General features: G+C 50.6%; 18 protein-coding genes and 1 pseudogene. 7 read left to right on the top strand and 12 right to left on the bottom strand.

Annotation, left to right across the window (positions count from 1 at the left end; all coding sequences use genetic code 11):
- Nucleotides 1–6: 6 nt before the first annotated feature.
- Both J6J34_RS04050 and J6J34_RS04055 read right to left on the bottom strand, forming a co-directional pair.
- Nucleotides 7–1,164, bottom strand: coding sequence for a PQQ-dependent sugar dehydrogenase (locus J6J34_RS04050; protein WP_323125643.1), 1,158 nt, complete (start codon nucleotides 1,162–1,164; stop codon nucleotides 7–9).
- Nucleotides 1,165–1,239: 75 nt separating this feature from the next.
- The gene (locus J6J34_RS04055; protein WP_301720839.1) at nucleotides 1,240–2,154 is read right to left on the bottom strand and encodes a hydrogen peroxide-inducible genes activator; all 915 of its coding nucleotides are present in this window, start codon (nucleotides 2,152–2,154) and stop codon (nucleotides 1,240–1,242) included.
- Between the two features lie 177 nt (nucleotides 2,155–2,331).
- Here J6J34_RS04055 and J6J34_RS04060 point away from each other — a divergent pair, with 177 nt between their 5' ends.
- Together J6J34_RS04060 and J6J34_RS04065 are read left to right on the top strand one after the other, a co-directional pair.
- A complete protein-coding gene (locus J6J34_RS04060; RefSeq protein WP_301774944.1) occupies nucleotides 2,332–2,877 on the top strand; it encodes a peroxiredoxin in 546 nt (181 codons plus the stop codon).
- 78 nt (nucleotides 2,878–2,955) lie between these two features.
- Nucleotides 2,956–3,483 carry a carboxymuconolactone decarboxylase family protein gene (locus J6J34_RS04065; RefSeq protein ID WP_301836678.1) on the top strand — a complete coding sequence of 176 codons (528 nt, stop codon included), beginning with the start codon at nucleotides 2,956–2,958 and terminating at the stop codon, nucleotides 3,481–3,483.
- A gap of 140 nt (nucleotides 3,484–3,623) precedes the next feature.
- Here the strand turns inward: J6J34_RS04065 and J6J34_RS04070 are convergent, their stop codons facing one another.
- Nucleotides 3,624–4,235 (bottom strand): outer membrane beta-barrel protein, encoded by a 612-nt coding sequence (locus tag J6J34_RS04070; RefSeq protein WP_301836675.1) that lies wholly within the window; start codon nucleotides 4,233–4,235, stop codon nucleotides 3,624–3,626.
- Nucleotides 4,236–4,391: 156 nt separating this feature from the next.
- On the opposite strand from J6J34_RS04070, the gene J6J34_RS04075 reads away from it, so the two are divergent.
- Nucleotides 4,392–5,621, top strand: a complete 1,230-nt coding sequence (locus J6J34_RS04075; RefSeq protein WP_301836673.1) for a Zn-dependent hydrolase — start codon at nucleotides 4,392–4,394, stop codon at nucleotides 5,619–5,621.
- On the opposite strand, the gene J6J34_RS04080 is transcribed toward J6J34_RS04075, so the two are convergent.
- The 6 genes from J6J34_RS04080 to J6J34_RS04105 form a co-directional block, all read right to left on the bottom strand.
- Nucleotides 5,618–6,241 carry a response regulator gene (locus J6J34_RS04080; protein ID WP_301720834.1) on the bottom strand — a complete coding sequence of 208 codons (624 nt, stop codon included), beginning with the start codon at nucleotides 6,239–6,241 and terminating at the stop codon, nucleotides 5,618–5,620. The genes J6J34_RS04075 and J6J34_RS04080 overlap by 4 nt on opposite strands.
- On the bottom strand, nucleotides 6,238–6,990 hold the full coding sequence (locus tag J6J34_RS04085) for a sensor histidine kinase (protein WP_301836671.1): 753 nt from the start codon (nucleotides 6,988–6,990) through the stop codon (nucleotides 6,238–6,240). Before J6J34_RS04085 ends, J6J34_RS04080 begins: the two co-directional genes overlap by 4 nt.
- Nucleotides 6,947–9,958: a protein kinase domain-containing protein gene (locus tag J6J34_RS04090; protein WP_301898532.1), complete on the bottom strand. Its 3,012-nt coding sequence runs from the start codon at nucleotides 9,956–9,958 to the stop codon at nucleotides 6,947–6,949. The genes J6J34_RS04085 and J6J34_RS04090 overlap by 44 nt, the downstream gene beginning before the upstream one ends.
- A 73-nt stretch (nucleotides 9,959–10,031) precedes the next feature.
- Entirely contained in the window at nucleotides 10,032–10,883 is an 852-nt protein-coding gene (locus tag J6J34_RS04095) for an FHA domain-containing protein (protein WP_301720831.1), read from the bottom strand.
- A 10-nt stretch (nucleotides 10,884–10,893) separates the two neighbouring features.
- Nucleotides 10,894–11,739 (bottom strand): DUF6689 family protein, encoded by an 846-nt coding sequence (locus J6J34_RS04100; RefSeq protein WP_301720830.1) that lies wholly within the window; start codon nucleotides 11,737–11,739, stop codon nucleotides 10,894–10,896.
- 130 nt (nucleotides 11,740–11,869) lie between these two features.
- Nucleotides 11,870–14,350, bottom strand: coding sequence for a S8 family peptidase (locus J6J34_RS04105; RefSeq protein ID WP_301720829.1), 2,481 nt, complete (start codon nucleotides 14,348–14,350; stop codon nucleotides 11,870–11,872).
- A gap of 225 nt (nucleotides 14,351–14,575) precedes the next feature.
- Here J6J34_RS04105 and ccoG point away from each other — a divergent pair, with 225 nt between their 5' ends.
- The 3 genes from ccoG to J6J34_RS04120 are packed head-to-tail and all read left to right on the top strand — an operon-like array spanning nucleotide 14,576 to nucleotide 17,625.
- Complete coding sequence (gene ccoG, locus J6J34_RS04110; protein WP_301720828.1) at nucleotides 14,576–15,991, top strand: cytochrome c oxidase accessory protein CcoG; 1,416 nt, start codon at nucleotides 14,576–14,578, stop codon at nucleotides 15,989–15,991.
- Nucleotides 15,984–16,997, top strand: coding sequence for a serine/threonine protein kinase (locus J6J34_RS04115; RefSeq protein ID WP_301720827.1), 1,014 nt, complete (start codon nucleotides 15,984–15,986; stop codon nucleotides 16,995–16,997). Before ccoG ends, J6J34_RS04115 begins: the two co-directional genes overlap by 8 nt.
- 22 nt (nucleotides 16,998–17,019) lie before the next feature.
- Nucleotides 17,020–17,625: a thiol:disulfide interchange protein DsbA/DsbL gene (locus J6J34_RS04120; RefSeq protein ID WP_301720825.1), complete on the top strand. Its 606-nt coding sequence runs from the start codon at nucleotides 17,020–17,022 to the stop codon at nucleotides 17,623–17,625.
- On the opposite strand, the gene J6J34_RS04125 is transcribed toward J6J34_RS04120, so the two are convergent.
- The 3 genes from J6J34_RS04125 to J6J34_RS04135 form a co-directional block, all read right to left on the bottom strand.
- Nucleotides 17,591–18,505, bottom strand: a complete 915-nt coding sequence (locus J6J34_RS04125; RefSeq protein ID WP_301720824.1) for an acyltransferase — start codon at nucleotides 18,503–18,505, stop codon at nucleotides 17,591–17,593. The genes J6J34_RS04120 and J6J34_RS04125 overlap by 35 nt on opposite strands.
- Before the next feature lie 220 nt (nucleotides 18,506–18,725).
- The gene (locus J6J34_RS04130; RefSeq protein WP_301720823.1) at nucleotides 18,726–19,652 is read right to left on the bottom strand and encodes a nucleotidyl transferase AbiEii/AbiGii toxin family protein; all 927 of its coding nucleotides are present in this window, start codon (nucleotides 19,650–19,652) and stop codon (nucleotides 18,726–18,728) included.
- A 6-nt stretch (nucleotides 19,653–19,658) separates the two neighbouring features.
- A complete protein-coding gene (locus tag J6J34_RS04135) occupies nucleotides 19,659–20,432 on the bottom strand; it encodes a type IV toxin-antitoxin system AbiEi family antitoxin (RefSeq protein WP_301720822.1) in 774 nt (257 codons plus the stop codon).
- A 256-nt stretch (nucleotides 20,433–20,688) separates the two neighbouring features.
- Between J6J34_RS04135 and J6J34_RS04140 the strand changes: the two are divergent.
- A pseudogene (locus J6J34_RS04140) lies at nucleotides 20,689–20,859 on the top strand (IS3 family transposase); the annotation flags it as partial.
- Between the last annotated feature and the right edge of the window lie 20 nt (nucleotides 20,860–20,879).

Below are 20,879 nucleotides of genomic sequence, written 5' to 3' on the forward strand. Positions count from 1 at the left end.
CCGAATTTAGTCGTCTGCGTTAGTGATGCGAAGTAACTTACCGTTACGGTCGTCGGTGATCAGATAAATCGCACCGTCCGGACCTTGTTCGATATCACGAATCCGTTGCTCAACAACATCTCCAAACAGGGCTTCCTCGTGCATCATGCGGCCGTCCTGTAGATCCAGACGAGCAACCTTGGACGCTTTCAACGCCGAAACCAGCAGGTCTCCCTGCCATGCCGGGAATTCGCTACCGGTGTAGAAAATTGCGTTTGAGGTCGCGATGGATGGCACCCAGTAGTAGAACGGCTGCAGCGTACCTTCAACATGAGTCTTTTCGCTGATAATGCTGCCGTCGTAGTCGACGCCATAGGTCGCGACCGGCCAACCATAATTACCGCCAGCCACAGGGATGTTCACTTCATCACCGCCTTTAGGACCATGCTCGATGGTCCACAGTTCATCGGTCATGGGGTTCATTGCGGCGCCCTGAACATTACGGTGACCATAGGACCAGATCTCCGGCAAGGCCCCTTCTGTGTTCACAAAAGGATTATCTTCGGGTACCGCGCCATCGGGCCAGATACGGACGATTTTGCCGTGATGGTTATCCAGGGTCTGTGCGTCATCCATAGCGGAATAGCGGTCACCAAGGGTGATGAACAAGTAACCGTCGGCAGAAAATGCCAGGCGTGAACCGAAGTGTGCGTTGCTTTTGTACTTGGGTGCGCCGCGGAAAATCACTTCGACATCCTGTAAGTTATTGCCGAAAAGCTTGCCCCGCGCAACTGCGGTACTGTTACCCTCACCGCCTTCGGGATCGGCTTCTGAGTAGCTGAGATAGACCCAGCTGTTATCGGCAAAGTCAGGATCTAATGCCACATCAAGCAGGCCGCCCTGACTTTTGTAAACGACATCGGGAACACCTGTGATCGGCTCACTGATGACGCCATTAAGTCCGACGCGACGTAATGAACCGGATTTTTCAGTGATGAGTGCTTCGCCGTTTGGCAAAAAAGCGATGCCCCAGGGAAAGCTTAGCCCCTCAGCAACGGTGGTCACCTCAAACTTATGCCGCTCGCTCTGGCCTTCAGCCGCATAAGAAGTGGTCACCAGAGTGCTGCAAAGTGCAGCAGTGCTAATAAGTGCTAGTGTCGAGGTCTTAAAAATCTTCTGCAACATCATGTGCTCCTTTTAGTTTCGACTCTCTTTACTATAGACGAAGTTCGAAATTGGATTGCTAGGTTTGCGATTTTCTCACCGTAAAGTGCGTTCAGGTAACAAATCAGCGATGATTTCCGCTAATTTTCGGAACGTTTGCCGACGATTGGTCGTCGAGCGATAGATCAGGCCAATGTCCCGCGACGCTTGCTGACCTTTGGGCTGGAGTGCGATTAAATCAGTGCCGTTTAAAATGCCCCGGTCAATCGCCATTTGCGGGATGAAAGTGGCACCGAAGCCAGCATCGGCCATTTGTACCAAGCTGTGCAGGCTGGTCGCGGTAAACGGATTAATCTTGCTGGAATCAGCGAGTTCACAGGCGGCTACCGCGTGGCCGGTAAGACAATGTTCTTTCTCCAGTAAAAAAATCGACGCATCAGGCAGCTGATTGTAAGCGACGGGTTCTTCGATTTTTTCTGCCAACGACTTGTGCATGACCAGTTTAAACGGGTCCCGGCCCAGCATGTAACTCTGGTTTCCCTGAATATCCATCGGCAAAGCCAAAATCAACACATCAAGCTCACCATTACGCAGCAGCTGCAATAAATTATGCGTGGTGTCCTCACGAATGTTCAGCTGCAAGGCCGGATGATGCTGATGCACAAATTTGCTTAAGTCGCCTAGCAGGAAAGGTGCAATGGTTGGAATACAACCCAATCGCAAAGGCCCTTCCATGGTTTTGCCCTGACTCTGAGCGAACAGCAGCAGCTCTTCCGTTTCGGTAATGATCTTGCGTGCCTGATCAACGATTTCTTCGCCCATACCGGTAAACAGAAAAGACTTGTGATCGCGTTCAATGAGCTGACAGCCCAGTTGTTCCTCAAGATTTTGAATACCACTGCTCAAGGTGGACTGACTGACATGGCAGGCCTGCGCAGCTCGGTTAAAATTCTGATGCTGGTGCAGGGCAAGCAGGTAGCTGAGATTTTTTAAACTAGGAAGCTTACTCATTGGGTGTCCCTTAAAAAGGTTTAATCATGTTTTCCGATTATCATAATCCCTTTTATTCGTTTTAACAAATCAGCCATCCCCCCTATTATTCTCCCCGTACCGAGGCGGCAGCCGATGTTGCAACCTCGAAGACTTTCTAAATCCGTTTTTAAATGAAGAACCCAGGAGACATTCAATATGTTAACAGTAGGCGATAAATTACCAGAATTTTCAGTTGTAGCAGCAAAGCCAGGCTTCAACATGCCGGAAGAAAACGGCGAGAGCGCATTTGAAACCATTACCAACGATAGCTTTGAAGGTAAGTGGAAGATCATCTTCTTCTATCCGAAAGATTTCACTTTCGTTTGCCCAACAGAAATCGTTGAATTCGCCAAATTAAGCGAAGATTTTGCTGACCGTGACGCGGTGGTATTAGGCGGTAGCACTGACAACGAATTCGTGAAATTGGCATGGCGTCGTGAGCACCCGGATCTGAAGAGCCTGAACCAATACTCGTTTGCCGATAACGGTTCATTAGTTGATGGTCTTGGCGTACGTGACCAGGTTGAAAATGTAGCCCTGCGCGCCACTTTCATTGTTGACCCACATAACGTGATTCAGCACGTGTCGGTAAACAACCTGAACGTCGGCCGTAATCCAGCTGAAATCGTGCGTATCCTTGATGGCCTGCAGACTGACGAGCTGTGCCCATGTAACCGCGCACTTGGCGGTGACACCCTGTAAGCGGCATCACTCCCCCCACATTGAGTGATGTCCTGTTAAGTGCCGCTTCGGCGGCACTCTTTTTAAAGAGGAAGATTTATGAGCATTGCAGATTACAAACAAGGCTTGGGCGAGCACGGTAAAGATACCAAACTGAATTTGTCGAATATCTTCGGCAATGTCGATACCTCTGGCATGACCCCGACCCAATTCTATGGCACCGCCCTATCGTTAGCTTATACGATTGGCGATGACGCGCTGACCGCCGCTATTGAAGCTGAAGCGGAAGGCAAAATCGAAGCCAACGTAGTCGGCGCGGCGAAATTAGCGGCGACCTTGATGGCGATGAACAATATTTACTATCGCTTCTTGCATTTAAGCAGCGATAAGCAGTTCAGCAAAATGCCAGCAGGTCTGCGCATGAATGGCATGGCAAACCCTGGTGTTGATAAAGCAGATTTCGAGTTGTACTCGCTGGCCGTTTCTGCACTAAACGGCTGTGGTATGTGTATTGATTCCCACGTTGGCGTGCTGTTGAAGCATGATATTTCAGCGCAGGTGATTCAAAACTCGATTAAAATGGCGGCAGTATTGAACGCTGCTGCAACAGCGCGCCGGATCGCTTAAAAATTATTCGGCAGTTGTCACATGTTTGTCATGATGGCTAGCTAAAGTAGCCATCGAATTCCCTGAGATCTGGTTGTTATAACCCTTTTAGCCCGGCCCCACGCCGGGCTTTTTTTTACGTTGCTTATGGTACCGCTGGATTAGAATCGGAAACTTACACCAGCTTTGAAGAGTTTTCCGTCCGAGTTGGCCTCCGCAGCAAGAATGCCATGTACTGAGTCGCTAAACAGAATACGGCCTTCTGCGCCATAACTGTTGGTATGTTCATCCATCACGCTAACGTGGCGCAGAAATCCTTTCAAATGGAAAGCCGTGTTGAACACATGAGTAAAGCCGATCCTGGCGCCAAATCCCGTATCATCTTCAGAGTCACCGTTGAAGTTGTCATCTACGTACACGATGGAAGGCTCAAAAAACACATCGGATACCCGTGATGTGCTGTGCTTGAAGCCGACACCAGCCATGAGAACCGAGGTATCCCCACTGAATACAAAGTTGCCAATTTCATAGTCGCCGCTGATGTCATCGTAACTGGCGATAACGTACATAAAATCATTAAGTTGCTTGGAAAATTCCAACCCGAACCCGTCTGGTTCGGCGTCTATACCCGTTTCGGTTTCATCGAAGTCGAGCAGTTGATAGTAGCCGGAAACATAGTTATAAACGGGCCGCTCAGACGCTGAAGCAGTAGCTGAGTTGCAAGCACCGAAAAGCAGCAATAAAGCGGCAAGTGGAATAGTCACGTAGTTCATAAGATCCTCCAGAGAAGCGGTTTACAGCGCAAGGGACAGCATTAGCAGTCAAGTCGAGATTTAGGGAACTGTCAATAAAATGCCAAGCTACGCTGATTTGCTCTATTCCGGCACAGTATCTAAGCTTGAATGATAAAACAGAGAATAAGGAGTCTCATGCAGATCAACTGCGAACGACTAAAAGCGAACCTACTCGAACTCTCAAGAATCGGCTATAACGAAGACGACCGCGGGGTGTACCGGCCGGGCTTTAGTGATGCCGATATGCAAGCCCGTTCCTGGCTGCAGGACAAAGCCAAAGCAGCCGGTTATGAAACCTACATGGACGGTGCGGGAAACGTGTTCTTTGGCCGTGGTGATCGCAACAAACCGACGGTGCTGATGGGGTCGCACATCGACTCCGTGCCCGCCGGCGGTATCTTTGACGGCACCCTCGGGGTTATCGCAGCGCTTGAGGTCATGCAGACATTGGATGAAAATGATGTACAGTCGGGCACTCCCATCTGGGCTGTCGCCACCGCAGAAGAAGAAGGCCGCTTCGGCGGCATGTTTGGTGCTCAGGCGATTGCGGGAAAGCTTAATCCTGACTGGGTGCTGTCAGCCCATGATGCTGATGAAGTGTATTTGAAAGATGCTATGTCCGCCCAGGGGCTGGATGCTATGGCTGCGCTTGATGCCGCCTGGCGGCCAGAGCAGCTAAAAGCCTTCCTTGAATTGCATATTGAGCAGGGCCCCGTGCTCTTTCAGGATAACCTGCAAATTGGTGTGGTCGATGGTATTTCCGGGGTCTTTAAATGGATTGTGCACCTCAAAGGTAAAGCCGATCATGCTGGCACCGCACCCATGGATAAGCGCAGTGACGCCTTTATGGGGCTGGCAGATTTTGCCCATGAAATTGACCGTATCATCGCCGAAAACGGCACCGATAAAACGCGGATCACGGTCGGCAAAGTCGAGTTAAAACCGGGCAACCCGCACACTGTGCCTGGCGAGGCAGTGTTCACTATTGTTGGCCGGGACATGGATGAAGAGGTCATGAAAGAGCTTGCTAACGCTTGTAATAAAACCCTCTCGGCAATTGCCCGCAGACATCACTTGCGCTTTGAGTATGAGCAATCGAGCTGGCTGGGGCCAAAACCTTGCTCGAAACCCATCAGCGACCTCATCGAGAAGCAGGTTAAAAAACGCGGCTACACCTTCACGCGGATGCCAAGCGGTGCCGGACATGACACGCAGTTTTTGTCGGAAATTACTGAAGCAGGCTTAATTTTCATCCCCTCAGTCAACGGCGTCAGCCACGCTCCGGACGAATGGTCCCATTGGCATGATGTAGAAGCGGGCACCAATGTGCTGCTGGATACTGTGCAAGAATTATTGGACGACTAAGCTTCAAGCAGGCCGTGTTTTGCCGCGAAATGGATGAGTTCAACGGTGTTTTTAACGTGCAGTTTTTTGAATAACCGGCCGCGGTGATTTTCTGCGGTTTTGGCGGACATCGCGAGCAGTTGTGCGACTTCTTTATTTGAGCGCCCGGCAACCACCAGATGAAAGACTTCCTTTTCGCGGCGGGTCAAATTTGCTAACGGTTGCGTGGGCGTTGCTCGCGATTCACCGTCACTGGCAACATCAGGAAAACACTGCTTTCCTTGCATGACACGTTCAATTGCCTGCAAAAGCTGGTCGGTGGCAGCATCTTTGAAGACGTAGCCACAAGCTCCGGCAAGTCGAATGGCTTCGATGTATTCAGGCTCGTCATGCATGCTGAGTGCGATAACCCGGGTCTGGGGACGGTGGTGCAGTATCTTCTCCAGCGCAGTAAAGCCGTTCATTTTGGGCATCGAGATATCCATCAAAACGACATCCGCTTGCTGGCGTAACACAGCGTCCACCAGCTCCAGCCCATCAGCGCATTGCGCGACCACGTCAACATTCCCCTGCGCGGTTAAGGTTGCCGCTATCGCTTGCCGAACCATGGTGTGATCGTCTGCAAGAATCAGGCGTATCATGGCTCCTCCGGAGTGATTGCCTGGTGTAAAGGAAGTTGGATCTGAATTTCACAACCTTTGCCGGGGGCGCTGCGCAGCGTGAACTCAGCACCGAACGCCGAGGCTCTGTCTTGCATACCTTGTAAACCGACCCCAGCTTCAACCTGCTGGCTGTCAAAGCCCTGACCGTTATCGCGCGCTATCAATAGCAAAGCACTTTGTGAGCGTTCTAACAAAAGCTCAAAGCGGTCGGCTTGCGCGTAATTTACCGTATTCACCATCGCTTCCTGCACAATCCTGAACAAGAACAGTTCGGCATCGGTATCCAGTCGCGAACTCAGCCCATAATCAAGTTCAAGAGTGATTCCAGCAGGTTGCAACAGCTGGCGGTTCAACCACTGGATCCCGGCCTGTAAACCTAAGTCATGCACCAGTGTCGGGTGCATCAGACGTGCCAGCGTACGCGTGCTCGCGATCGCATGTTTCACCTGCTGGTGGAGTTCGCGGCACAAGGGGTTGTCGCCGGCTGCGGCTAACTGAGTGGCGATACCGGTCAATTGCTGCCCCAGGTCGTCATGCAAATCCCGGGCAAAGCGCGCACGATCGTGCTCTTGCTGCAGCCATAGGCGTTTGGCAAGCTGTTGCAGGTTCGTTTGCTCGCTTCTGAGTTGCTGCTGCAGGCTATGCTGTTGTTCGCGTAATTGCTGTAACAGTGTCAGCAGTTCATCAAAGTTGAGCGAATCGTTGATAGGCTTCTCGTTGCGCTTCATTCATTTTATCTAATAGTTGCTCTAAGGCTTCTTGTGCGTGTTGTTTAGCACTATCTGATGATAGTACCCGATAGAGCTCAAAGTTTCGCCAGTAATCAGGAAAACGTTGCAGTCTCGACTGTAACTGCTGCTGTGCAGTTGGGGTGTCCTGTGCGGCCAGATAGAGAAGGTGCGAGGCATAAATGGTTTCATTATTAAGCTCGTCCAGGCGTTGCCAAATGGGATGCGAGGATGAAAAATCACCATAAAATGCCACTTCCGTCAGTATTTTGGCCTCTAATAACTGTGACCAGTTCTGCGCAAGAACAGTGTCGGCAAGCGTGGTAAAGTCGTTATTCTGAGTCAGGCGGTAGCGCAGCATTTCCTGCAGCCAGTGGAACGTCAGAGCTTGCTCACGGTTAAAGGACTCGCTGAGTTTACTTAACCGTTCAAGGTTATTTTCCAGGGCCTGCGTCTGATGCAGGTGAAACGCAATCTCCGCCTCCCATAGCAAACTTTCAGTTAGCCCCCGGGTATCGCCAATCTCATCGGCGATACGGATGGCTTCATCGATACTCTCTGCTGCCGCTGCCATGCGGCTTTGCGCGAAATTCAGCCGACTTGCTTGTATGTGCGCGGCCATACTGGCTTCCGGACTGATGTCTGCGGCGGTAAATAGCTCTGCCAGCAGTTGCTCAGCCTGTCTGAACTGTCCTTGCAGGCCCAGCAGGTGTGCCAGACTCACCTGGATGCTATGCAAGGTCGATGTTTCATTCAGCTCGGTGACAATTTGCAGCGCTTGCCGCCAGTACACTTCGGCAAGGCTGTAGTCCCCGAGCAGGAAATTAATGAAAGCGACGTTGTTTATGCTTTGACTTTGCACATAAGGGGAGCCTTCTCTGAGGCGCAGATCCAGTGCCCGTTTATAATGCACCAGAGCCTGCTGGTAAAAGCCCTGTTCTTCATTGAGCAGACCTCGCTCGTTTTCAATGTGAGCAACCGCCAGCGGGTCATCCTGAGCTTTAGCCAGAGTGGTCGCTTCTTTTAGTGCCGCGTCAGCCGCCGCGAAATCGCGCAAGATTGCAGCCACAGTCGCATAGTTGCCCAAGGTGGTAATGCGATCTTGAGGATACTTCTCCGCGCTTCGATACTCCAGCGCTTGCGAAAAGTAACGTAGTGCTTGTTGGTATTGCGCTAAGCGCAAGTGACCCACGCCAAAAGCATTCAGCACCAGGCCTTGGCCCTCATCGCTCTCGCGCTGTCCAAAAATGATGAGGGCCTGTGTCAGCTCTTGCTGCAAGGCTGATTGTGTCTCCCCCTGAATAATTTTCAGTCGCGCCAGCTCAAACCACCAATAAGGTTGCTGTGGATCCAATGCCAGAGCTTTTTGATAGTATTCCCGCGCCGTCTCCAGGTGACCGAGCTGACTCGCAACCTGCGCGCGTTGTGCAGCAATATCGGCGCGCTGTGGATAACGCACGAGCAGTTCATCGAGGATTTCTGCAGCGGCCTCAAACTGTTGATCGAGTTGTGCCAGTTCCGCCCGCGCCTGTAGCTTCCAGTAGCCACTGACATCGGCATCGACAATCGACTGCAGTTGCGCATACAGCGCGTCCGGGTCGTCTTGCGAGCGCACCGCTTGAAGTTGCTCCAGTAATGCGAGTTCGCTCGTAGAGGTTGTGGTTGAGCTCGAACGTTCCGCCGTCAGCAAATAGTCTTTAACCTGACTACTGACTTGCGTAGCGAGCTGCTGTGCGGTCTGATCGGAGACCGTATAGGTCGAGCTCATGAGCACTTGCTCACCGGGATAGACCGTCAACAAGGCGTGCAATTGTGACGCTGTACCTACTGTTTTGTTACTCAGCGTCAGTAAGTAGTCGGCCTCAGTGATTTGTGCCAGGCGCGAGCGCTCACGCTCAGCGCGTTCAGGTTGAATACCTAAGCGCTCCACCAGACGTTGAATGGTACTCGGCTCAATGGAATAAAGGTCGGGCTCGGTTTGCAGGGTAAGATGAACCAGTTGCGCAATAGCGACATAGTCCTCGTTACTGTATATACCAAGGGTTGCGATAGGTGCATCCGGCGCGGTGGTGGCATCGACCGCCGGGGGCGCAGCACGCCATAGCCAGAATCCGATGACCGCAGCAATGAGTAACAGCAATGCGGCAGGCATAATAAAGCGCCGGGGTGACTGTGGTTCGAGCGTAGCCAAACAAGTGGCCAGAGAAGGTCGCCGTTCAGGCTCATCTGCCTGCAAGGCCGCAGCCAGTTGCTGCAGTGCCCGACGTTTTACCGTGACATTTTGCCAGCTTTTTGGTGTGATTGCGGCAAGCAGCTGTTCTAACACCTTGCCAAGCGCGTAGCGGTCGCCTGCTGTCGTAGGTACGTGTGAGCGTGCGACTTCAGGTGCGGTATAACCCTCTGAAAAATGATGAGTGATAGCGTCTCTGGTGGTGGTGCCAATACCAAAATCGACAATTTTAACTTCATTATCATCGGTAACGACGATGTTTGCGGGTTTGATATCGCCATGAATAATGCCATTTTCATGGCAGCTTTGCAGCGCGGACACTAAAGCTTTAAACCAGCCCAGACATTGTTCCGCAGAAAGCTGCTGTTCCAGCACTTCCTGCAGGGATTTGCCTTCAATCAACGACATCGTGAAAAAGACAAAGTCGTCCGTCGCATAAAACTCGTGGACGCGAACGATGTTTGGATGTTGCAGCTGCCGCGCCAGAATAACTTCGTTGCGCAACTGTTCAATGGATTCTGCGGTAACAGGGGCGTCGGCCGCTAACAGTTTGACCGCGCACTCTTCTTCAAGCACGGTGTCAAAAGCTTGATAAACACTTGCCTGTCCACCCCGACCGAGTAACTTGACGATCTTAAAGCGATGGGCAAGCTCTTGCCCGGGCACAAGCAAGTGTTGCGAAGCGCGCTTGGTCTCCGCCGGGTCGTTTGGCTGGTCTGGCTCTGTTACATCAGTCATGCAGGTCGACTATAGGCTGCTAAGGTCTACCTCAACTTATCACAGAATTGGTAAAGGTCTAATACTGGATTCTTTATCCGGCGAGTTGGCTGAGTTGCTGTTCGGCGAAATTAATCTGAGAATCAATGGTCGCCAGGCTCAGCTCCATTGCCCACATCTTGGTGAAGCTTTCAATTAAGGCAATATCCTGTTCGGTAAAATAATGGTGATGTTCTGTGCTGTCGGCGTACAGCACTGCACTGACGACTTGATTGACGACAATAGGAAAAGCCATGGCAGCTTTGATATTAGCCCGTTGCACACTGGCTGCTGCGCCGAGTTGCTGATGCAAAATAGCGTTGTTCGCTATCGCCGGTTTTTGTGTCTCTACGGCCTGCCGGATTAAAGTAGTGGTGCCGGTGAAGCCTGCAGGTTCCTGCCATTGCGGATAGCCGCGACAAGCACTGAGCTGGCCGCGGGCATCGAGCAGGACTAATGCGGTGCGGTCGCTGTTTAAGAGTTGCGCCACGCTTTCTTGCAGCATCGGTAGCAAGGTGTCGATGGTGTGCGTTTGCTGCCAGGCACTCTGCAGCGAGGCAAAAACTTGCTTAGCCCAGGTTTTGCGATTCAGGCTAATGGCCAGTTGGTGTGCTGATTTTGGCGCAAAGACCAGGTTCAAATGCCCCACCTGCAGCACCGTCTCAGCGGTTAAGGCACTGGATGAACACCGCTGGTTATTTACGGACAGGCCGTTGGTGCTGTTTAGATCTCTGACCTGCCACTGTTCATTCTGAAAGTGAAGTAAACAATGGCGGCGCGATACCGTCGGGTGGTCAACCTGGATATCGCAGCTGGCGCTGCGGCCGACCACGTAGGATTGCGCCTCAAACAGTTGGTGCTGAGGCGCGAAACGGTCCTGGTAAACGATATCGACAATCGCTGGCATCGTTAATGTCCTATAGCGTCCGCAAGCTGTAGCGTAAGGTGGTCGCCATACCTAACATGCGGCCTTGCACGTTCACTAAGTCACCCGCTGAGCGCCAGACGTTTGGAAACAACGTGCCATCGTCCGCTTCAAGTAGGTTAATAAGCTGCTGTGTCTCAGCTAATGCCTGCCCGGTCTGGTTGGCGTTTAAGGCGGTTTCGATCGCGTTTAGAGCGGTAGCCAATGCATTCAGCGCGGAATAATCTAAGTTGCTTTGTTGCGCACTGACGAAATTTTGCATGCGCGCGAATTTGGTCGCAATAACACTGCTCTTGCTGCGCAGGTCAGCCAGGATAACGAAGTCAGAGAACTGGCCGCCATTGCCGCGAACACGCATGCTGCCAGCACCAGTCATGGTGGTCATGTCTTCAAAAGTACCATTGGCATGCGAGTGGAATAAGCGCAACGGTGAGCCTTCTGTGTAATGCAGCGATTTTGTGTAAATCTCGATTTCATACGCACCACTAAAGGAAAAGCCTTTATTGGGATCCGGGGTAATCGAAATCTGCACCGGAAACGCAGTAGGCAGCGCGGTCAGTAAATTATCGGGTAAACGTGAAACGAGCGACGGGTCGGTCACACTCAGTAGCTGGGCGTCGACGGTAAAATTTTCCGCCGAAAGGCCCACGGCATTATCAAATTTAATCTTCAGATCGAAGCTAACAAGCTGAGTCAACTCGACACTGGTTTCAATCGTGTTGGCACGATGATTGATGTCCAAAGTCAGTGGATCGGCTTGACTTGCAGGCACGCTAAACAAAAGCAAAGCTGCTGCAGCCACCGAAGAAAACTTACTGAAACAGTTGCTTATCAACATAGGTGGTACCTCTCTTGTTACAATTTGTTACAGTTAACAAATTAAATGTACTCCTTCTTTCTGATTTTGTCATCCCGAATAAAAAAAGGGGGCTCGAACCGAGCCCCAAACAGTCAGGGTGACTCAACGCTTAAAAGAGTTCGTAATAGTTGCTGTATAAGCGACCGGTCAGCAACGCATAGTGTGCGCGGGTAATGTTGGTCGCCGGCGCAAAATGCGCGGTCAGCTGGGGTTCGAGATCGAAAGGTCCCTGTTCGATACCAAACTGTACATTCAGCAAGCCATAGTTGATGGCGGTCTGTACGTAGCCTTTCATTTGCGCAGGGATGCTATCCTGATCAGAAAGCACTACAGTCTGTCCGCGATAATCCACCAGAATATCCTGGCTGCTATCGAAGGCTTTAGCCGTAGCTTCCAGGCCAAGTACCTGAACCAGAGTGTAAGCCAGGTCGAGTTTGCTGACCTCTCCTCTTGGGTCAAAATTACCGTTGTTGGAAAGCATGACCGGAGCTTGTACCTGGTCGCTGTCTTTCAATGCTGCACCGGTAACAGATACGGCTTCCGCGTAGGCGACAAAATCACCATTCACATTGTTTAGGTTTGGCTGCGGCTCGTTGAGTAAATCACGATACTGACGAATCGCACCACCCATGACTAAGTACTGGGCAAGATCCTTACGCTCCAGGTTGCGGTCAGGTCGGAATTTACCGTTGGTGAAGCCATCGACGAGGCGTTCAGAAACCGCAAATTCAATCGCATTTTGCTGTGGATGACTTTCAATATCATCGACACCGTCGTAGCCGCCGTTAAGCTCAAAGGTCACCGTGCCTGAAATCACCTCAGGGACGCCAGGACCGTTGGTCACATCAAGCGGATCAGGGTCAACACCAGATAGTGAGGTTAAGCCATACACATAGACCTGCCACGTGCCCGCCTGACCTGGCGCAGAAACTCGCATACCTGTCTCCAGTACGGGCAGCGTGAGATTACCGAAGTATTCGGTACCATCGGGTGCTACAAGGACCAGCTTGGTGGTATTGGCTAGAGTATCAGCGCTGGCTTTGACCCAGGCGACATCTTCCCCCACCTGGAAACTGTGGGTTTCCGGCTCACCGACCGGTGCGTATAACACTTCAAATGGCTCAACACGGTCACTGGTCGTGATCAGTGCATTGGCATTGAACGTATTGAGGTTGTTGACACTTGCTACGTAATCCAAATCATAATCAAGTGCAGCAGAAACCGCGGCTTTGGCATTCACATAACCGGCGCCGACTTCCCATTTTTGGTAACCTGGCATGTTGGTCGCGGTTTCTTGCAGGAGGCGTTTGATGTCAAGTAGCGACAAGCTCGGATTTGCTTCCATCATCAAAGCGATAATGCCTGAAACATGTGGCGTCGCCATAGAGGTGCCAGAGATCATGGTATAAAAAGGTACGTACTCGGTTTCAATTGCGTCAAGGTCAGCATCGCCGCCATTAGAAACCAGATTGGTACTGGCACGGGTGGAGATAATATCAACGCCTGGTGCAACGATGGTCACTTCGTTGTTATAGGTCCAGGTGCTGTTGTCGGGCATTTGGAATGTATCCGACTCACCTTTTAAACCGCGTGATGAAAATCCTGCCAAGTGGCCGAATTTATCGCCCGCACCCACGGAAATACCCCACGGAATTTGCGCGTAAGGGTTATGGCTGTCTTCGCCAGGGCCTGAGTTACCGGCCGCAAATACGGAAAGGATACCAAGCTTGTAAGCTTTATAAGAAGCGATACTTACCGGGCTGTCAGGGCTGAATTTACCGCTTGAACCCCACGAGTTACTCATGATGCGAATCGGCGAATTAAAGGCGTAGACATTATTGATGGCGTAGTCATAACCACCGACGGCATCGAGAATTGATACCCCGGCACCAGAACCATAACCCACCAGGTCCGCGTCCGGCGCTGCGCCCATGTACTTGCCATCAGACATGACGCCAGAGCCGGCGATAGTGCCTGCACAATGGGTGCCGTGACCGACGTTCAAGTCAGTATTAATCTGTCCTTCCAGCACAAAGCCGTCGGTGGGAGCCACCAGGCTGATGGCTTCGGCACTGGTAATGGCTTGCACATTTTCAACCACCGTATCGCCGTAGAGGAGATCCTGATGCGCGGCATCGATGCCTGAATCGTTGACCATAATGGTCACACCTTTACCAGTGAACGAGGTGTTGTTGCGTTGGATAAACTCGTTGCTTTGCAGCTGTTCAACGCCGGTTATTTTGCGTTGGTCAGCATTGAAGTACTGCAGTTGACGGTTCAGCCAGATTGAGCGGACGTCCGATTGTTGCGCCAGGCTCTCGATTTGCTGACGGGTGGCAAGTACGCCAATGATCGGCAGTGACGAGAATTGCACGCCTTGGGCTAAGCCAAGATCCAATAATTGCTGGATCTGTGATTCGGTCACGGGCTCGAGTTGATCGTAAGTAACCACAGCCATGATTTGTTCAGAAGCGCTAAGTACCGGAAGCTTCGCTTTCAGCTGGTCGCCGATAACGGCCTCGGCCATGGCCTGGCCTGGCGCGGCGGCAAGGGTTAATGCCGCAATAGTGGTGAGAGCAAATTTCTTCATCGTTTCATTCCTCTGGTTGTTCTGTTGATTTTTTCTGCACAACTATCGTGGTCGAGGGGGAGCTGAAGTGATATAGGGGTAATCCCCCTATTTGTGGGCTAGCGGTGTCAATTTTTTAAACCAACAAGCGAAATGTATTTTTTAAGGTTTAGCCTGAAAATTAGTGACAAATAAGCGTATAATCCCTTCAGATCTTGTGGAAATAGCTGAGGGTGGCGTACGGTTATGGAGCAGAAAGTGAAAGTAATGGCGGCGGATCAAGTGAAGATCCAGCGTCCTGACCCCGATAAGCGCAGCAACGATTACTCGCCGCGCAGCCGAATTTACGTGCGCGACGTGAAAGGGAAGCTGGAATGGTTCCGCCGCGGCTTCGGCTTTTTACTGTTGTTCGTCTTTGCCCTCATCCCCTGGCTGCAGTGGAACGGTGACCAGGCCGTACTGCTGGATATTGCCAACCAACGCTTTCGTATTTTTGGTATGACCCTGTGGCCGCAGGATCTGACGATTTTGGCCTGGGTGTCGATTGTGGCTGCATTTGCCCTGTTCTTTGTGACCACCTTGTACGGGCGAGTGTGGTGCGGCTTTATGTGTCCGCAAACCACCTGGACCTTTATTTTCATGTGGTTCGAGAAAAAGATCGAGGGTCCGCGCAACAAGCGTATTGCGCTGGATCGGCGTCCCTGGGATTTCGATAAGCTTTGGCGAAAGACCGCCAAGCATGCCTCCTGGCTTCTCGTAGCATTACTCACGGCAATGATATTTGTCGGTTACTTCACCAATGTTCGGGAATTATTTACCGACTTTTGGACGTTCGACACCGGCTTCTGGGCCACTTTCTCGGTCTTGTTCTTTACCTTTTGTACCTACGGTAACGCAGGTTGGATGCGTGAAATCATGTGTACCCACATGTGTCCTTATGCGCGCTTCCAATCAGCCATGTTCGATAAAGATACGGTGACCGTATCTTACGATCCGAATATGGGTGAGCCGCGGGGGCCACGCTCCAAACGTACGGATTACAAAGCCAAAGGCCTAGGCACCTGTATTGACTGTAATATGTGTGTGCAGGTTTGTCCTACAGGTATCGATATCCGCAACGGCTTGCAGTACGAGTGCATTAACTGCGGTGCGTGCGTGGACGCCTGTAACGATGTCATGGATAAAATGAACTACCCACGCGGCCTCATTCGCTTTACCACTGAGCGCAATCTGGAAGGCGGAAGAACCCGGAAAACACGCTTCAAAGCGGTGGGCTATTTTGTTGTGATGGTGATTATGGCGACCTTGCTGGTATGGGATATCTCCACCCGCAAGCCCCTTGAAGTCGACATTCTGCGCGATCGCAACCAGCTGTACAGTATCAGCATGGAAGGTTGGGTACAGAACGTGTATACCCTGAAAATACTGAATAAGTCACAGTTGCCGCAAACCTTTACTATCGAGGCGCAAGGCTTTGAGCGAACGCAGTTACTCGGTACCACCGAGGTCACCATTGACGGCGGCTCAATTGCCACAGTGCCAGTGACCCTCGCCGTGCATCCGGACGAAGTCACCGAGCGGGTACAGGACATTTACTTCGTTGTGACCAGCACCGATGGTACAGTGACGGAACAACACCAAACGAGTTTTCTTTATGAGTAATGCCACGGACGCGGCAACGGATTTTAGCTTTACCGGTTTAACGCCGGATGTGATTGCCAATGCTCTGGCCAGTGTGGGCGTAGACCCGCGCTCCGGTCTACTGGCACTCAACAGCTATGAAAACCGTGTTTACCAGTTTATTGCCGATGATGACAAACGCTACGTGGCGAAATTTTATCGTCCGGCGCGCTGGCGCGACGAACAAATTCTGGAAGAGCATGCCTTCACTGCAGAGTTGCTGGCCGAAGATGTACCGGCGGTAGCGCCGCTGGAGTTAGACGGGGCAACGCTGCACTACTTTGAAGGCTATCGCTTTAGCGTCTTTCCAAGTGTGGGTGGACGCGCGGTCGAACCCGGCGACATGAATGAGCTGGAGCGCATTGGCCGCCAAATTGGACGCTTGCACGCGGTGGCGCGGCAAGGTGAGTTTAAGCACCGCGGCACCATCAACGCCGACTATTTTGTCACGCAGTCGTTGCAGACCTTGCGACAAACCGAGCTTATTCCGGACGGTTTACAAAACGCCTTTTGGGCGATTGCTGAACCCTTGGCCGAGCAGTTGCTGAAAACAGATTTAGCTGCCTATGATCAGCAACGTTTGCATGGTGATTGCCACCTTGGCAATATGCTGTTGCGTGAGGACGAGCTGACTTTCGTTGACTTTGATGATGCATTAACTGGCCCTGCCATCCAGGATTTGTGGATGATGCTGGCCGGTGATGATCGCCAGGAACGCTGGATGCAGCTGGATGCGCTGGTCAGCGGCTACGAAGAATTCTGTGATTTTGACGCGCGCGAGACCGCATTGATTGAACCCTTACGCGGTTTTCGCATCATACACTACATGGCTTGGCTGGCACGACGCTGGCAAGATACAGCATTTCAACGGGCGTTTCCGTGGTTTGCTGAGCAGCGTTATTGGGAGCAGCAGGTGCTGGCGATGAAAGAACAGCTTGCAGCCTTGCAGGAAGCTCCGTTAGAGTTACGTCCGAATTTTAATTGTTAATTGGAACCAACAGGAATCCACCATGAAAAAGATGTTGTTTGCCGTACTGGCGTTGATGATGTTTCCCGCAGCTGCGCAGCAGTTCGAAGAAGGCGTACACTATGAAGTGATCGCTGAACAGGGTACGGAAAAGCCAGAGATTAAAGAATTCTTCTCGTTTTTCTGCGGCGCTTGCTATCGTTTTGAGCCTATTGCGCAAGCAATGTCAGCTGAATATCCAGAAGCCTTTGAGAAATCTCATGTTTCGTTCATCAATTACAAAGGTCAGGGCATGATGATGAATCAAGCCTGGGCACTGGCTGAGCAGCTCGATAAAGATAAAGAAATTGCGGCGGCGATTTTCCAGCGCAACTTCGTGCAAAATAACATGATCGGTAGCATGGAAGACTTCGAAGCGGTCTTCGCCACCAATGGCGTCAGCAAAGAAGACTTCAATAAGATGATCAACAGCTTTGCGGTGCGTGGCATGGCCAACAAAATGGATCGTGAAGCCGCGAACTATGGCGTGAACTCAACCCCTACCTTTATCGTCAACGGTAAGTATCGTCTGCTGCCACAAGGCTTCAGCGAAAGCGAAAATTTCGCCGATGACTTTATTGCTGCGGCGGGTTATCTGCTCGAGAAGTAAGCTTCTCAATGACTTCATCTTTACGTTTCCAGCGCTGGTTTAGCCAGCGTTGGAAGCGTTCTTTAAATGCCTCATCGTTAAAATAATCACCGATCAAATCCTCCCGCATCGGTAATGTCTCGACATTCACATAGATATCCCGAAGTTGCCCACTAAGCAGCAGCCAAACCGCTGGGCGCTTATGCGATGGGTAGACGATGGTGATATCCAGTATCGCATCGAATTGCTTACCCATCGTTTGCAGCGTGAACGCCGTGCCACCGGCTTTTGGCGGTAACAGGTGACGATAGGGACTGCGTTTTTGTTGATGCTTTTCCGGCGTAAAACGGGTGCCTTCACAAAAGTTAATAACGGTGGTTGGAATATGCCGGAATTTGCCGCACTTCTTTCGCGTAGTGGTGATATCTTTGCCCTTTAAATGAGGCTTGCGGGCGATTTGCGCGCGACTGTACCGCTTCATAAAAGGCATATCGAGTGTCCAGCACCCCAGCCCAATAATCGGTACCCAAAACAATTGCTGTTTCAGGAAAAATCGCGGCATCGGCATATTGCGCGACGCCAGATGCATCAACACCAGAATATCCACCCAGCTGCGATGATTACACAGAATCATGTACCAGCGGTCACGGTGCAATTCAGCGTCACCATGAATATGCCAGTGCATGGGCTGCGTCAGCCGAAACATCATCGACATCGCATAGCCCCAGACCCGGAACAGCGCGTTTGCCAGCGTCGACAGTCCACGCTGCACTGCAGGGATCGGCAATAGCAATTTAGGCAAACCGAGGATGATAATCAGTGCGCCAATAATCGCCGTCACCACCGCACCGAAAGTGAAATTAATGAGTACGCGAAAAGGAGTCAGTAGCAACGTTAGCATAAGCACGCCCGAGTCAATCTACAGTTATCCCATCATACGTAAATAATTAAGCCTTGCTCAACTTTAATCACTAAGGCTTTAATGGTCTTGGCCTCCGGAGTCTAGGGCCACGAAAAGTTGCTAAGTAGTACCCATACCTACGAAAGTGGTGTTATCAGGTGTGCCGCGGCTTAAGGAAGGGGATACGGGGTAAAGAGGTTTGGGAAGAACACGACACGCGTTATGAATTGAGAGCTTCCTTAAGTTTGTTATAAGCTATCCGATGCCTTTCCTCACTCATTTTTTCAAGGTTATTCAGTTTCCAACGAACAGCGGGCAATTGCTCAATATTCGCAATTCCGAGTAATGACCAATCCGGTTTGCGTGACTTAAACGTCAAAAGAAACGACCTCTCCTCGTCAGTAAATGTTGCATGCATACGTTTTACAATTTCCTCACGCGCAGCCATAAGCTCCACTAGCGGGACATCAATGTCCGCCATCGACTTAAATTCCCCCTCATAAAGGGCAGTAATATCTTTGAAATTGGGTCGTAATAATTCCGATATAGTACGCGGGTGGCTGATCATATAAACAATTAACGCTTTACGAATATCATCAGTGAGGCCTTCATTATCCAAGAGTAGTTTGACGTCAAACAAGTCCCTAGGGTGTTGCCGATCGAGTGCGGCGCAAATTTTACCAGCATAGAGGTCGGCAAAACTGACCACTGAAATTTCCGCGAATCCGAATTCATTTTCAACCGCTTCAGTAACACTCAAAGCCTTTGATTCGTAGACCGTTCCTCGAAGAACAGGTGACAGTTCTATCTTTATCTGAACCTTTCTACCGCCAACATCACGCTCCACCAATAAACGGAGCGCGTCCTTTTTAACTTCAAATGAGCGTATGACAGTCACATCTTGCAGCGCTGCGGTAAGATTCTTTGCTATTTGCTCTAGGTGACTTGTGATCGTTTGAAGTGCCTCACCCCGATCCATCATAGGTAAAAAGACGAGGTCAATATCAACCGACAGCCTTGGAAAATCTCTGACAAATAGGTTAATCGCTGTACCGCCTTTGAGCGCAAAACAGTCATGAGCCGCAACAAATGGTAGCACCTGCATAAGCAACTGAACCTGGCGATAATCAATACTATTTCTATCCATGATAATTTACATCTCCTTGGGAACCGTAATTTGCCATTTGCTTTCCAGGCGACCATTTACCGCGATAGCTCTTTTACCTGAGCCTAGATCGTAGTCTGTTGGCACTAAACGTTTAAACCAGGGCTGTTGATTGCGCTCCGCTAGCCAAAAGAATAACCGTTTTACTTTTACATTAAGGCAGTTCTTTAGCAGCGTATCTAATTTCCGGGGTGATAAGTTATGCAACCCCTGAAGCAGCGCATCAGCATGCTCAAAACTGATATGTTTAGGTACATCGTTGAGCACTTCCAGATAAGCTTTTTCAACACAAGAATACGTTATTTCAGGCAAACCTTTTTTCCATTCATAATGGCGGAACACACTTTGGTCGAGCAGCAATGACTCAGGCCACAGGCGCTTCGTGCCATGCCATGCAAAAGTAGCTCCCACATCTATCTTATTAACCCATACAGGGAGCTTTTGAGGCGAATAAAGAGCAACTATAGGGTTTCTACTTTGGTTTATGTAGTGGCTTACATCATTTAATTCCAGCGCGGTTAGACTGCCCACATGGATCGGGAGCGTCGCCATTCGCTGCAGGGAAGCGACCACGCCCTGCCAAGTCGGGTGAGATTCTTCTCGATAGTAAACACCGGGAGCGGCTACGACTAAGGCCCCCCTTCGGACGGAGTTGTCGATGTAGTGCAAACTCAACCCTTGCTCTTGTAGCCAACGTTTCGTCGCTATCATACCAAGCGGAAGTTTTTGCTTTAGCGTTTTGCCTGCTTCGTGATTTAGCATGTGATGCTCTTTTTAGTTTACTAGATTAGCTATATACGTTAATTATTGACGTGTATTTAATATTAATCAAACTCAACTGGTTTGATAAAAAGATTAAACACGTCGATAATCGACGTATATTTGTTACTTATCAAACTGTTTAAGCTCAATAACATCGTGCAACTACCATGAATGCAAGTACGCGCTGGAAATTTTTGGCACAGACTTGTCACGCCGGTGTCACAGGAAGAATTTGGTAAGTAAGTACTATCCTGGAAAGTCTGAACGGATGCCAGCGACTGGCTACCGTTCAGCAATTGAAGCAAAGCGCGATGTGAGTTATTTCCTGATGAACTATTACAACTGGGAACGACCGCATCAATTTAACGATGGACTGCCCCCGGCAAAAGCCGAGAAATTAACTAAAAAGGTGTCAGGATTTTGTTGACCACTACACTTACAGAATTA

Source organism: Pseudidiomarina terrestris (assembly GCF_030466405.1).
Classification (GTDB): domain Bacteria; phylum Pseudomonadota; class Gammaproteobacteria; order Enterobacterales; family Alteromonadaceae; genus Pseudidiomarina; species Pseudidiomarina terrestris.